At 62.0% G+C, this 13,172-nt stretch carries 13 protein-coding genes; 2 read left to right on the forward strand and 11 right to left on the reverse strand.

Going from position 1 to position 13,172, the window contains the following annotated elements; all coding sequences use genetic code 11:
* The first annotated feature begins 87 nt into the window (after window positions 1-87).
* Window positions 88-1,245: a PA0069 family radical SAM protein gene (locus ACEXP3_RS03325; RefSeq protein ID WP_377295959.1), complete on the forward strand. Its 1,158-nt coding sequence runs from the start codon at window positions 88-90 to the stop codon at window positions 1,243-1,245.
* A 232-nt stretch (window positions 1,246-1,477) separates the two neighbouring features.
* The gene (gene rnhB, locus ACEXP3_RS03330; protein ID WP_377295961.1) at window positions 1,478-2,131 is read left to right on the forward strand and encodes a ribonuclease HII; all 654 of its coding nucleotides are present in this window, start codon (window positions 1,478-1,480) and stop codon (window positions 2,129-2,131) included.
* Window positions 2,132-2,403: 272 nt separating this feature from the next.
* On the opposite strand, the gene ACEXP3_RS03335 is transcribed toward rnhB, so the two are convergent.
* The 11 genes from ACEXP3_RS03335 to ACEXP3_RS03385 all read right to left on the reverse strand — a co-directional run bounded on the left by ACEXP3_RS03335 (window position 2,404) and on the right by ACEXP3_RS03385 (window position 13,023).
* Window positions 2,404-2,889 carry a F0F1 ATP synthase subunit B gene (locus tag ACEXP3_RS03335; RefSeq protein ID WP_377295962.1) on the reverse strand — a complete coding sequence of 162 codons (486 nt, stop codon included), beginning with the start codon at window positions 2,887-2,889 and terminating at the stop codon, window positions 2,404-2,406.
* Window positions 2,890-2,894: 5 nt separating this feature from the next.
* Window positions 2,895-3,518 (reverse strand): F0F1 ATP synthase subunit B, encoded by a 624-nt coding sequence (locus tag ACEXP3_RS03340; protein ID WP_377295963.1) that lies wholly within the window; start codon window positions 3,516-3,518, stop codon window positions 2,895-2,897.
* Between the two features lie 79 nt (window positions 3,519-3,597).
* Window positions 3,598-3,825, reverse strand: coding sequence for a F0F1 ATP synthase subunit C (locus ACEXP3_RS03345; protein WP_137132375.1), 228 nt, complete (start codon window positions 3,823-3,825; stop codon window positions 3,598-3,600).
* 71 nt (window positions 3,826-3,896) lie between these two features.
* Window positions 3,897-4,646 (reverse strand): F0F1 ATP synthase subunit A, encoded by a 750-nt coding sequence (locus ACEXP3_RS03350; protein WP_210103376.1) that lies wholly within the window; start codon window positions 4,644-4,646, stop codon window positions 3,897-3,899.
* Window positions 4,647-4,707: 61 nt separating this feature from the next.
* The gene (locus tag ACEXP3_RS03355; RefSeq protein ID WP_377295964.1) at window positions 4,708-5,058 is read right to left on the reverse strand and encodes an AtpZ/AtpI family protein; all 351 of its coding nucleotides are present in this window, start codon (window positions 5,056-5,058) and stop codon (window positions 4,708-4,710) included.
* A gap of 229 nt (window positions 5,059-5,287) precedes the next feature.
* The gene (locus ACEXP3_RS03360; protein ID WP_377296074.1) at window positions 5,288-6,445 is read right to left on the reverse strand and encodes a cell wall hydrolase; all 1,158 of its coding nucleotides are present in this window, start codon (window positions 6,443-6,445) and stop codon (window positions 5,288-5,290) included.
* Between the two features lie 241 nt (window positions 6,446-6,686).
* Window positions 6,687-8,600 (reverse strand): potassium transporter Kup, encoded by a 1,914-nt coding sequence (locus tag ACEXP3_RS03365; protein WP_377295965.1) that lies wholly within the window; start codon window positions 8,598-8,600, stop codon window positions 6,687-6,689.
* Between the two features lie 15 nt (window positions 8,601-8,615).
* Complete coding sequence (locus tag ACEXP3_RS03370) at window positions 8,616-9,587, reverse strand: magnesium transporter CorA family protein (RefSeq protein ID WP_377295966.1); 972 nt, start codon at window positions 9,585-9,587, stop codon at window positions 8,616-8,618.
* Between the two features lie 136 nt (window positions 9,588-9,723).
* Complete coding sequence (locus ACEXP3_RS03375) at window positions 9,724-10,902, reverse strand: Mrp/NBP35 family ATP-binding protein (RefSeq protein WP_377295967.1); 1,179 nt, start codon at window positions 10,900-10,902, stop codon at window positions 9,724-9,726.
* A gap of 379 nt (window positions 10,903-11,281) precedes the next feature.
* Window positions 11,282-12,013, reverse strand: a complete 732-nt coding sequence (locus ACEXP3_RS03380) for a LuxR family transcriptional regulator (RefSeq protein WP_210103380.1) — start codon at window positions 12,011-12,013, stop codon at window positions 11,282-11,284.
* Window positions 12,014-12,237: 224 nt separating this feature from the next.
* Window positions 12,238-13,023 (reverse strand): IclR family transcriptional regulator, encoded by a 786-nt coding sequence (locus ACEXP3_RS03385; protein WP_377296075.1) that lies wholly within the window; start codon window positions 13,021-13,023, stop codon window positions 12,238-12,240.
* Window positions 13,024-13,172: the final 149 nt, after the last annotated feature.

Here is a 13,172-nt window from a genome sequence, read left to right on the forward strand (position 1 = left end):
CATGGCGATTTTGTTCTTGCAATGTTCTCTTTTTGGCTTTAACAATGAGGGCGTGGCGAACAGGGATGTGACGCCGAGGAGTTTCCCATGAACGAGCTGAACCAGCTGCGGCAGGGCGCGTTTGCGCCCGCCCATACGGCAGATATTGCCGATGCCCTGGTGGAAACCTCGGGGCTGCGCATCGAGATCGACCGCCGGCGCGGCCGCGGCGCGGGGCTGAACCCCAGCGGCCGTTTCGAGACGGAACGGCGCGAGGCGTTTGACGACGGCTGGCAGACGCTGGAGGAGCTTGCGCCCTTCAAGACGGAAGTGCAGGTGGAAAAGCCGCGCACGATCATCAGCCGCAACGAATCCCCCGATATTCCCTTCGACCGCTCGATCAATCCCTATCGCGGCTGCGAGCACGGCTGCATCTATTGCTTTGCAAGGCCCACCCACAGCTATATGGGCCTGTCCGCGGGACTGGATTTCGAAGCCAAGCTGTTTGCCAAGCCCGATGCGCCAAAGCTTCTGGAACGGGAGCTGAGCCGTCCGGACTACCGGCTGCGCACGATTGCCATCGGCACCAATACCGACCCCTACCAGCCGATCGAGCGGGAATGGCGGGTGATGCGCCAGATTCTCGAGGTTCTGGCCAAGGCCAATCATCCGGTGATGATCGTCACCAAGTCGGCCCTCGTCACCCGCGACATCGATATCCTGTCCGAGATGGCCGCCAAGGGGCTCGCCAAGGTCGGGATATCGGTGACGACACTGGACGGCAAGCTTGCCCGCACCATGGAACCGCGCGCCTCGACGCCGGCCAAGCGGCTGGAGGCGATCAGCAAGCTGACAGCCGCCGGCATTCCGACCAGCGTTCTCGTGGCACCGGTCATTCCGGCGCTCAACGACCACGAGATCGAACGCATTCTGGATGCGGCAAAGGCGGCCGGCGCCAGCGAGGCAAGCTATGTGCTGCTGCGTCTGCCGCTGGAGGTAAGCCCGCTCTTTCGCGACTGGCTGCTGCGACACTATCCGGATCGCTACCGCCACGTGATGTCGCTGGTCCGCTCCATGCGCGGCGGCAAGGATTATGACGCCGAGTTCGGCAAGCGCATGAAGGGGGCGGGTCCCTATGCCTGGCAGATCTCGCGGCGCTTTGAACTGGCGACCAAGCGACTCGGCCTTGGCCGGCGTGGCATGCCCTTGCGGGACGACCTGTTTATTCCGCCGGCCGGAACCGGCATCCAGCTGTCGCTGCTTTAAGGGTTTGACAGCGTTCGGCCTGCAGTCCTCCGTCTGAGGAAGGCCGTGATCAAATACCGCTCGCACTGAAAGGTGGCGGGCGGCGAGACATAAAAATTCGGCACGGTCCACCGCCTCAATCCGTGCTGAACAGCCCCGGGCCGCCCTTCCCCTTGGGTGGTTCAAGCGATGCCGCAATCAGCGCTTTGCCGGGGCTTGCAGGAGATCGGGTGCGCGTGCGAGTTTCCGCCGCATGTTACAGAGCACGCCACCCGATTCTCCAAGCCTTTTCGAGCTTGCGCCGCCCGTTCCGGATTTCAGCCTGGAGCTTGCGGCACGAAAGGCCGGCCATTGGCCGGTGGCCGGAACCGACGAGGCCGGGCGCGGGCCGCTGGCCGGTCCGGTGGTTGCCGCCGCCGTCATTCTCGATCCGGAGCGGATACCGGAGGGGCTGAACGATTCCAAACAGCTGAGCCTCAAGGAACGGGAGCGGCTGTTTGACGACATCCTGGCGACCGCCCATGTCTCGATTGCCGCCTCCGGCCCCCGCCATATCGACGAGAAGAACATTTTGCGCGCGAGCCTTGATGCCATGCGCCGGGCCATTGCCGGCCTCAGCGTCACGCCGGCGATGGTGCTTGCCGACGGCCGCGACGTGCCGCCCGGCCTTTCTTGCCCCGGCAAGGCGGTCATCAAGGGCGACGCCCGCTCCGTCTCGATTGCCGCAGCCTCGATCATTGCCAAGGTCACCCGCGACCGGATGATGGTGCGCGCCGGCCTCGTCCACCCCGGCTACGGGTTTGAAGTCCATGCCGGCTACGGGACCGCCCGCCACCGCGCCGCCATCGATGCCGCCGGCCCCTGCCCGCTGCACCGCATGACCTTTCGGCCGCTGCGCAAGGATTGAGTTTTTGCGGCCGTTGGGGTGCCGCCACTAAGGATGATGCTCGGCCATTGGTCGCGCCCTACGTCAGAAACCACAGACGTGGGCCTGCCCCGGCTCGCTCATCAAGGTCGTGCAGCCCGCTCCGGATCGGCCTATGTCCTGTCGACCATACCGCCCAGGTTGGGAGGATTGAGGGCATCGCTGGCGCAAGGCGAGGTGGGATCACGGCGACCGAAATGCAAAAAGGCCGGACAAAAGCCCGGCCTTTTGGAAATCTTCGCAGGAGGCAAATCTCAGTTGAGGCGAGTCTTAACCTGGCTGATCGTGTCGGCGAACAGCGCCTGCTGGGCGCCGGCATCGGCCTTGGCGGCGATGACTTTTTCGGCAGCGGCAATAGCGATGTCGACGGCTGCGGCGCGCACGGCGCCGATGGCGTCGGCTTCGGCCTGGCGGATCTTCTGTTCCGACAAAGCGTTGCGGCGAGCGACAAATTCCTCGGTCTTCTGGCGGGCTTCCTCGGTCAGCATGGCGGCTTCGCGTTCGGCGGATGCCAGAATGCCGGCGGCTTCCGCTTCGGCTTCCTTGCGCTTGCGCTGGTATTCCGCCAGCAGCGCCTGGGCTTCCTCGCGAAGACGCTTGGCTTCGTCCAGTTCGTCACGAATGTTGTCGGCGCGCTTGTCGAGCGCCTTTGCCATCATGCCCGGCACCTTCACATAGGCGAGCAGCACGAAGAACAGGATGAGGCCGACAAGGGCAAAGAATGTTGCATCGAATGCCATGGTGATCAGGCCTCCACTTTGGCGCTTGCAACGGCGGCCCGAACGTCCTCGGCAGAGGCCTTCGGTCCGATCAGCTGCTCGACGATGGCGCCGGCTGCCTCTTCGGCAATGGCACCCACTTCGGCAAAGGCCTGCGCCTTGATCGTTGCGATGCTCGCTTCGGCGGCGACAAGCTTTTCAGCAAGTTCTGCTTCGATGGCGGCGCGGTCGGCGGCAGCCTTGGTGCGGGCGGCTTCGCGGGCGGTCTCGGCAATCGTGCCGGCCTTGGCGCGAGCAGCGGCCAGTTCCTTTTCATAGGTCTCGACGGCGGCGTCAGCTTCCGCCTTCAGGCGCGATGCTTCGTCCAGATCCTGTGCGATCCGGTCATGACGGTGTTCGAGAATGCCGCCAACGCGCGGCACGACCACCTTCTGCATGATCCAGTAGAAAAAGCCGAAGGTGATGACCAGCCACAGCAGCTGCGACGAATAGGTTGTGTGGTCGAAGGGCGGGAACACGCCACCGCCGTGCGCGTCATGCGCCACACCGGTTTCGGTATGCACTTCGCCCGCCGGCGCGGTGCCGGTTGCTGCATTCGGATCGCCATTGGCCGGCGCGCCTTGCGCGAATGCCGGTGTCACGAACATCATCACCTCCAGGGGTATTCAAATACGAAGAATCACGGCGCGCCTTTTTCGAGACGGCCGTGATCCGAAGTCCAGGCCGCTCTTAGACAGCGAACAGGAGGAGGAGAGCAACGAGCAGCGAGAAGATGCCCAGAGCTTCCGTAACGGCGAAGCCGAATACCAGACGGCCGAACTGGCTGTCGGCAGCAGAGGGGTTGCGCAGTGCGCCGGTGAGGTAATCACCGAAGATACGGCCGAGTGCCAGCGACGTACCAGCCATGCCGAGGCATGCGAGACCTGCGCCGATGAACTTTGCTGCTTCCGCTTCCATATGGATACTCCTTCGAAATGGTTGTTGCGGCAGTTGAGGACCCAGGGCTGCCGGGTCCTGCGACTATATTCTCAGTGCCCGCCGTGCACGGCGTCGTTCAGGTACATGCAAGTCAGTACCGCGAAGACATATGCCTGCAGGAAAGCGACGAGAAATTCCAGACCGGTCATGGCGACCGTCATCAAGAGAGGCAGGATCGCGCCGCCGACGCCCAGTGCGCCCATGGCGCTCATGGAGGCGACGAACCCGGCAAACACCTTCAGCGTGATATGGCCTGCCAGCATGTTGGCAAACAGACGAACCGAAAGGCTGATCGGGCGCGACAGGAAGGAAATGATCTCGATGGACGAGACCAGCGGCAGCAGAACCTTGGGCACGCCGGCTGGCGCAAACACACTGAGGAAATGCAGGCCGTGCTTGTAGAAACCGTAGATCAGAACCGTCAGGATGACGAAGAGCGCCAGCGCGAAGGTGACGATGATCTGGCTGGTGACGGTGAAGAAATAGGGGAACATGCCGAGCAGGTTTGCCGTCAGCACGAACATGAACAGCGAAAACACCATCGGGAAGAACTTCATGCCCTGGCTGCCGGCGCCTTCGCGCAGCATGGAGGCGATGAATTCATAGGACATTTCCGCAACCGACTGCATGCGCGTCGGGATGAGGCCGCGATTGGCCGTGGAGAAATAGAGAAAGCCGGAGGCGGCCGCAACGGTTGCCACCATGAACAGGGAGGCATTGGTGAACGAGAAGTCCATGCCGCCGATTTCGATCGGGACGATCTTGAAGACCTGGAACTGATGCGTCGGATCGTTGGCCACCGCTCTACCTTCTTTCTACCTTACACCCGCCGCATTCGGCGGATTATCTCACCCTGCAGTCTCACCTGTCGTCCTTGTCGCTCTGATCCTTGAAGGGACCGGGCTGGGCAACCATGCCAAGCGCACGCAGGACGTTCAGTATTCCGGCGCAGAAACCAAGGAGGAGAAGAACGATCATCCCCCACGGCGTCGTACCGGCAAAACGGTCGAGAAGATAGCCAAGCATGGTGCCGACAGCGATGGCAGCGATGAATTCCGAAGAAATCTTCAGCCCGAGAGCCATGCCTTTACGGCTTTCCTCGGAACTCTTTTCCTTAGCGGTCTCCGCTGCATCGCCCCGCTTCCGGTCCGCAAGCTTGGCGGAAAGGGATTTGCGGCGCTGCTCAAGACTATCGTCGCGGTCTTCCGTCACTTAAGTCCCCCCTCAAGCTTCCGTTGCCCTGACCGGAGGTCAAAGCCTCTCTCGAAGCCCGGGAATAAGCGCCTTCCGGCCGTTTTGAAGTCGGCGCACCATAGTTTTGCGCGAACCCATAGTCAAGGCAGCACAGGGCGCTCATCCAGAACTAATTTAATTCGGAAATTCAATCGTTTAAGTCACAACCAGACGAAGTCGTGATCGGTTGTTGAGCAAATCACACATTTCAACTCCATCCGCCGCCATAGGTGCGGTAGAAGATGTGGAGCCCGATGCGGCCGACCTTCTCCATGCTGCGGGCCCATTTGGGGCGCACATAGACGGCGTGATAATGGGTGGCAGAGCCCACTTCCGGCAGCCAGATCTTGCCCGCCGTCACGGCGATGGCGACCTCGCGGGCCATTTTCCAGTGCTCTTCGGAACGGATGCGGTCCTTGATGTCGTCGCAGGCAAAGGAGAACTGGCAGCGGTTGCGCCAGTCCTCGTTCTGGTAGACGACGCCGCAGATGGTTTTCGGATAGGCGGGATTGCGCACCCGGTTGAGGATCACCTGCGCGACCGCCGCCTGGCCCTTCACCGATTCGCCGCGCGCCTCGAAATAGATGCCCGACGACAGGCATTGCTGTTCGGCGGCGGAGAAGACTTCGGCCGGCAGCGCCGTTGCCGCCCAGGCATGGTCCTTCGGGCCGATTTCGGGCACGAAGCGCCCCTCCTCCGGTTTCTTCAGGATCGCATCGAAGGGCGACTGGCGGGAAAAATCAGGTTTTTGCGGCGCAAAGGCCGTGGCAAGACTATCCGCGTGCGTATTGGTGACAAGGCTTGCCACCATGGGCGAGAGATCCGGCTCGCGCGGCTTTTCTTCCTTCTTGCGGAAATAGAAGGCGGCAAGCTTGATCTCGTTGCCGGCCTTGCCCGGCTTTGCAAGGGCGGTGCGCTCGCCGGATGCGGCAGGCGGCAAGAGCAGCGAACTCTGCCGTTGCAGAACCGAGCCTGCGGTAAAATCCTTAGGGGGCTGCATCCGCTCCACCGCAATCACGCGGCCGCGTTTTATCGAACGATTGACGCGCTCTTCATCGGTTGACGCCTCATCGCCGGCCTTGGTTGCGGCGGCAAAGGCAATGCGCCTGCCGTCCGGCAGGCTCATGCCGGCGCCGCGGGCAAGACGCTCCTCCCCTTCCGGAAAGGCAAGTTCTGCCGCGTGCAGCGACCCCGCCGGCGAATCGGTCAGAACCATGCGCCACTGGCTGCCGGCCCGGTCAAAACCGGAAAGCATCTCGGCAAGATCGGCCTTGCCCGGAAGAGAGGGAAAGATCAGCCAGGCGGCAAGACCAAACAGCGCCGGCGAAGTCCACCGGTCCAGGCGCGTGGGCGAACCACGCTTGATAGACTTGCCACGCACAGCCACAACTCCAACACGTCAACTCTTATCCGCGAAAGATCTGATATTAACCTAAACGGAGAGTTAACGGGGCCGATGTTCCAGGCTTTTAAGGGATTTTACCGACCTGAAGGCTTAAGTTGGCGAAAGAGGAGCCGCCGACGTTAAGCATGTTTTCGCGACGGCCCGCTGCCTGCTGCAGAATGACTGGCGCCACGTGCCCTGCAAGGGACTTGTGGTGAGGCCGTCAGATGATGACGTGGGATCCAAGCTCAACCACCCGGTTGGCCGGCAGGTGGAAATAGTCCGACGGATCGGTTGCGGCATTGGCAAGGGCGATGAACAGCCGGTCCTGCCAGATCGGCATGCCCGATTCGGCATCCGGCACCAGCTTGCGGCGGCCGAGATAGAAGGAGGTCGACATGATGTCGAACTTCAGCCCGCATTTGCGCAGGTAGGCAATGGCCTGCGAGACATTCTGCGACTGCATGAAGCCGAAACGCAGCTCGATCAGCGTAAAGCGGTCGGAAAATTTCTCCACATGGAAACAGTGTTCCTGGGAAACGCGCGGCTTGTTCACCGTCTTGATGGTGAGGATGACATTCTTTTCATGCAGCACGTGATTGTGCTTGAGATTGTGCATGAGCGCCGCCGGCGCCGATTCCGGATCGCTGGTAAGAAAAATCGCCGTGCCCGGGACGCTCACGGGGGCATGGGCGCTCTTGCCGCTGATCGATTTTTCGATGGAGGCGGCGAAGGCCGCCAGCGGCACGTCGGAGCGGCGGGTTTTTTCCGCCAGAATTGCCGTGCCGCGCTTCCATGTCCACATGACCACCGTGAAGGCCACCGCCATCATGACAGGCACATATCCGCCGTCATGGATCTTCAGAAGGTTTGCGCCGAGGAAGACCAGTTCCAGCGCCAGAAGCGGCGCGAGAGCAAGCGCCGCCACGGTGCGCGGCCAGCGCCAGCGCGCGCGCACGAATTCGAACGCCATCAGCGTCGTCACCACCATCGCGCCGGTGACGGAGATGCCATAGGCGGTGGCAAGCGCATCGGAGCTTTCAAAGCCCAGCACCAGCGCCAGAACGCCGATCAAGAGCAGCATGTTGACGCCTGGCAGGAAGATCTGCCCGGTATTGGTTTCCGAGGTGAAGAGGATTTCCATGCGCGGCAGATAGCCGAGATGGATCGCCTGGCGTACTAGCGAGAAGGCGCCGGTAATCACGGCCTGGCTCGCAATGATGGTGGCAGCCGTTGCAAGGATGACGACAGGCAGCAGCGCCCAGCTCGGAAACATCAGGTAGAACGGGTTTTCCATCGCCTCCGGATGCTTCAGCACCAGCGCGCCCTGCCCGAGATAGTTCAGCGTCAGCGCCGGAAAGACCACCACGAACCAGGCCCACTGGATCGGCCGGCGACCGAAATGGCCAAGATCGGCATAGAGCGCTTCCGCGCCGGTGACGGTGAGGAAGACGGCGCCCAGCACGACGACGCCGACATAGCCCTCGTCCAGCATGAAGGTGACGGCATAGATGGGGTTGAAGGCGCGGAAAATGCTCACATCATCGGTGATATGGGCAATGCCGCCGGCGCCCATGACGATGAACCAGACCAGCGTGATCGGCCCGAAGAAGCGCGCGACGAGCCCCGTGCCCTGCGACTGGATGGCAAAAAGGCCGATGAGGATGACGATGGAAATCGGCAGCACCGCCTCGCTGAGGGCGGGCGTGACAAGCTTCAGCCCCTCGACGGCCGAAAGCACCGAAAGGGCCGGCGTAATCATCGCGTCGCCCAGGAAAAGCGCCGCCCCGATGAGGCCGAGCATCATCAGGACTGCCTTGTTGCCGCCGGCCGTCTTCATCAGCATGGCCAGAAGCGACAGCGTGCCGCCTTCGCCATGGTTGTCTGCGCGCAGCAGGAACAGCACGTATTTGATGGTGACGATGATCGTCAGCGTCCAGATCATCAGCGAGATGATGCCGATGATTTCTGCCTGGGTCAGGCCATCGGCCGAGACCGGGCGTAACGCCTCGCGAAAGGCATAGAGCGGGCTCGTGCCGATATCGCCATAGACGACGCCCACAGATCCCAGCGTCAGCGCGAGGAAGTGTTTCAGGCTTTTGTTTTCGGCGATTTGGTCGTCAGCTGCGTGTGACATCCGGTTTCCTGGCGCTTAGAGCCAGCCCTTCCAGCGGAAAAAGTAAAACGGAACGATGGCGGAGATCAACATGCCGACAAGGGCCATGGGATATCCGAACGTCCAGTCCAGTTCGGGCATTGCGCGAAAATTCATGCCGTAGACGGAAGCCACCAGCGTCGGCGGCAAAAACACCACCGAGGCGATCGAGAAGATCTTGATGATGGCATTCTGCTCGACATTGATGAGGCCGAGCGAGGCATCGAGAAGAAAGGCGATATTGCCGGCAATGAAGGCGGCATGTTCCGAGAGCGTTGCGACATCCTTCACAACCGTGGCGCAGAGGCTGACCACCTTGGTGTCCTCCTGGACGGCGGGCACGTTGAGAAGGAAGGAGAGAACGCGCGAGAGCGAGCTCAGACTGTCGCGCACCTTGCCGACGAGGCGATGGCACTCGGCGATCTCGGCCAGCTTGTGCTCGAGGAATTTCGGAGGGCGGCGCTCGTCGCGGCCGCGAAAGATGTCGTTCGACAACTGGTCGACGCGCGCGACCACCGTTTCGAGAATTTCTGCCGTGCGGTCGGCGATCGTCTCGATGAGGTGGGCAAGCAGCATCCGCCCGTCGCAGGTCTCGTCCGGAGCCCGGCCCAGCGCTGCGATGAACAGGTTGAAGGATTTCGGCTCCGCATAGCGCACCGTCACCAGCCGCCCGCCGGCGAGGATGAAGGCGACATCGGTGATCTGCGGATTGTGGGTATCGGCCTTGAAGACCAGCGAAGCCGTCATGAAAACGGCATCCTTTTCCACATAGAGACGGCTGGAGGGCTCGATATCCTTCAGGTCGTCGCGGGTCGGCACCTCGATCCCGAGAAGATCTTCCACCAGCCGGTCTTCCTCGTGCGAGGGCGCGACGAGATCGATCCAGACGATATCGCTCGTCAGGCTCTGGCCGGGAACGTCCGGAGAAAGCACCGTATGAAGGCCATTGGCACGATAGGCATTGATCAAGCAGCGTCTCCGCGCCGGCGCCCGATCGACCGACACAATTGAACGTAAAGGGCCAACATACAGTTCCCCCGTCCCAAGCGAGACGGGCGTATAAGACCACTCAATGACGAATGCAAGCGAAACGAATCAGATACGGCTAGTCGAAGACGATGGACGGCGCCGGTCGCGGCTTCATTCCCGTCAGTTCCTGCGCCACGCGCCGGGCGATGTCACGGTAGATCTGTGCGGAGGCGCCGTTGGGATCCGAGACGACGACCGGCGTTCCCGCATCCGAACGTTCGCGGATATCCATGGTGAGGGGCACTTCGCCGAGGAAGGGCACGCCGATGCGGGCCGCTTCCGCCTGTGCGCCGCCATGACCGAAAATATCGTAGCGCGTGCCGGTATCGGGGGCGAGGAAATAGCTCATGTTCTCGATGATGCCGAGCAGCGGCACCTCCACCTTGCGGAACATGGCAATGCCCTTGCGGGCATCGATGAGGGCAAGGTCCTGCGGCGTCGAGACGATGACGGCGCCGGCAAGCGGCACCTGCTGGGCAAGCGTCAGCTGTGCATCGCCGGTGCCGGGCGGCATGTCGACGACAAGCACATCCAGCTCACCCCAGGCCACTTCGCGCAGCATCTGCAGGATCGCCGATTGCACCATCGGACCGCGCCAGATCATCGCGGCCTCTTCATCGACCAGAAAGCCCATGGACATGGCTTTCAGGCCATAATTTTCCATCGGCACGATGATGCGGTTCTCGATCTGCTGCGGCCGGCCGGAAATCTTCAAGAGACGCGGCACGGAGGGGCCGTAGATATCGGCGTCCAGAAGGCCGACCTTCAACCCGTTCGCCATCATGGCGAGCGCGAGATTGACGGCCGTGGTGGATTTGCCGACGCCGCCCTTGCCGGAGGCGACCGCAATGATGGCGCCGACGCCCGGCACGCCGGCCTTCTGCGCCCGCTGGGGCGGCGCCGGCTGGCCGGGGCTACGTGCCTGCGGCGCGTGGCTGTGGCCGTGGCCGGCATGGTCATGCGGGGCGGTGGGCTGTGTCGGACGGGCGGGCGCGGCACCGGCCTTGCGGTCGGCCGTCAGCGTCACCAGCGCACCGCGCACGCCCTCGATCGCCGTCACCGTCTTTTCGGCGGCAACTCGCAGCGGCTCCAGTTCCTTGGCCCGCTCGGCCGGCACGGTGATCGAGAAATAGACCTTGCCATCGGCAATGAAGACGTCGGACACCATGTTGCGCGATACGATATCGCCTTCCAGATCCGGCCCGCGCACGCGCGACAGCGCCGCAAGCACGATATCCTTGGTAACCTCGGCCATATCAAACTCCCTTGCCCCGTGCATCACGCCACATCCTCCCTTTCGGGGACGCCTCCTGCAAGGCATCTGGCGCAGCGTGTCCGGTCGGACTTATAGGTGGTGCATCGGGCGGCGGGCAACAAGTATTAAAGCCGCCGCCTGAGGCCTGCAGCAGTCGGATCGACGCGCGAAGCTCAGACGACGGCTTTTGTTGCATGCGTCTCTTGGGACGCTTTTTGTCCCCTCTGGACATGCCGGAGAGGATGCAGGATGCGTGCCAGTTGTAGAAACAGGCGTTTATGGAGGAAAGCGGCCGGAATCCGGGCCGCAAGTAGATGTTCCCGGCCCGTCATGACTAAAACTTGAGCGTGAATGAAATAAAGGCAGCTCGAACTGCCTCTCAAGCGATCAGTTTCAGGCGCAGTGCCTTGGCAACGGCCTGTGTGCGGTTGACTGCATCGAGTTTCTTGGTGGCGCGATTGAGATAATGGTTAACCGTGTGTTCCGACAGGGTCAGGATCTCAGCGATTTCCGCACTGGTCTTTCCGGCAGACGTCCAGTTCAGGCAATCGAGCTCGCGGTCGCTCAAATGCTCGGTGACCTTGATGTCGATATCGCGGATCTCGGCCAGGCGCTGGTAGACGTGCACCGATATATAGAAGAGCTCCAGCATCTGCAGCACGGTAAACAGCACGCCTTCGCCAGAAAACCCGACGGTGCCACGCTTGCCTGCGGCATCATGGACGGGGAAGAAGACGCCGCCGCCCATGCCGAACCGCTGGAAAATCTCGCAGGAGACCATGTTGCCGCGCGCCAGCGCAATCTCGGCCATGGAATAGGTGACCGGCAGCGTGGAGGTGCGCAGACGCTGCAGCACCGGGCTCGTCTGCAAAAGGCCCGCCTGATCGAAATTCGACATCAGTTCGGACGGCCAGTTGGTAATGATCGTATTGCCGGAAAGCTCCAGCGTCGTCGTGGACGGCAGCTCGCACACGATGAACATGCGGCATCCGTAACTTTCGGTGATGCGGCGCATGAAGCGGAAAATGTCGAATTGCGTCGGAAGGGATTTGAGTTCCGCCACACGGGCGGCCACGCTGGAGGTGGCGTCGAAGCTTTCGGTCTTATCCATCTTTCATGACAATCTTGGTTAGAGCGTCCCCGAAAGCCGGTCTTTGATGCCTTAACAGGCAGAACAGGTCTTCGGGGTGACATCGAGCCGGCAACCAACAGGCCGGTCTTGCGTAGATGCCATCATGGCCGCAATCATCATGCCCCAATCATGCCATGATTGGTTGTATTTGACAAACACTCAGTTCCGGATTTTTGACAGTTTTCGTAAAATCCGAGCGTTTTTCAGCGTCGCGGCCCAAGGCGGCGGGCGATATCGGCCACAATGGCGCTGGCCGCCGCGCAAACCGGCCCGGCCCAGGCCTCCAACTGCTCCGGCCCGGCGCGAAAGGCCGGCGCCGTGACGGAAATCCCCCCGACAATTCCGGCCGCCGGCGCATGAATGGCCGCAGCCACGCAGCGGATGCCCGGCTGGTGCTCCTCCAGGTCATAGGCAAAGCCGCGGCTGCGGATTTTTTCAATTTCCGCCAGAAGCGCCGCGGCATCGGACAGTGTCGCTTGTGTATAGGCGTCGAAGGCCATGCGCGCGCAGCGACGATGGAGATCCTCGTCGGAAAGACAGGACAGCGACACCTTGCCGACGCCGGTGCAATAGGCGGGTGCGGAATTGCCCACCTGCGAATGCATGCGCACCGCCTGCCGGCTTTCGATCTTGTCGAGATAGACGATCTCGCAATCGCGCAGCACACCGAGATGCACCGTCTCGCCAGTCGTTTCGTGAAGGCGCGTCAGGTGCGGCTCGGCCACCAGCCGGAACGAGTTGCGCGCCCAGGCACGCGAGGCAAATTGCAGGAGGCGAAGGCCCGGCGTGTAGACGCCGTCCGGCGACAGGTCGATCAATCCCTCCAGCACCAGATGCCGCAATTGCCGGTGCAGGCTACCGCGCGGCTGGCCGGTCTGCTTGAGGAGATCGGTAAAGCGTGGTGGGGTATCGGCCCGGGCGACGAGATCCAGCAGCGCCACGGCCTTGCCGAGTGTGCCGGTATCACCGGCGGCGTTTTGCGGCTCCAGTTCTGCCGCGTCGGGGCGATCAGGATCTGACGAGAGGTGAGGCAATGGGCGGTCCCGGCCAGTGGTGGAGAAGGATCGGCCGCAAAGGCGGCTTGACACATCCCCCGGTTTATTCTCTTTATTCCATTTAGTCAAACAGAGTTCCATAT

The sequence above is a fragment of the Neorhizobium fuzhouense genome, from assembly GCF_042611105.1.
In the GTDB taxonomy this organism is placed as follows: Bacteria; Pseudomonadota; Alphaproteobacteria; order Rhizobiales; family Rhizobiaceae; genus Neorhizobium; species Neorhizobium galegae_A.

Bases quoted from the DNA above. Each gene is read 5' to 3' on its own strand.
- ACEXP3_RS03325 (WP_377295959.1), top strand. From the start codon at position 88: ATGAACGAGCTGAACCAGCTGCGGCAGGGCGCGTTTGCGCCCGCCCAT.
- rnhB (WP_377295961.1), top strand. From the start codon at position 1,478: ATGTTACAGAGCACGCCACCCGATTCTCCAAGCCTTTTCGAGCTTGCG.
- ACEXP3_RS03335 (WP_377295962.1), bottom strand. From the start codon at position 2,889: ATGGCATTCGATGCAACATTCTTTGCCCTTGTCGGCCTCATCCTGTTC.
- ACEXP3_RS03340 (WP_377295963.1), bottom strand. From the start codon at position 3,518: ATGATGTTCGTGACACCGGCATTCGCGCAAGGCGCGCCGGCCAATGGC.
- ACEXP3_RS03345 (WP_137132375.1), bottom strand. From the start codon at position 3,825: ATGGAAGCGGAAGCAGCAAAGTTCATCGGCGCAGGTCTCGCATGCCTC.
- ACEXP3_RS03365 (WP_377295965.1), bottom strand. From the start codon at position 8,600: ATGTCACACGCAGCTGACGACCAAATCGCCGAAAACAAAAGCCTGAAA.
- ACEXP3_RS03375 (WP_377295967.1), bottom strand. From the start codon at position 10,902: ATGGCCGAGGTTACCAAGGATATCGTGCTTGCGGCGCTGTCGCGCGTG.
- ACEXP3_RS03380 (WP_210103380.1), bottom strand. From the start codon at position 12,013: ATGGATAAGACCGAAAGCTTCGACGCCACCTCCAGCGTGGCCGCCCGT.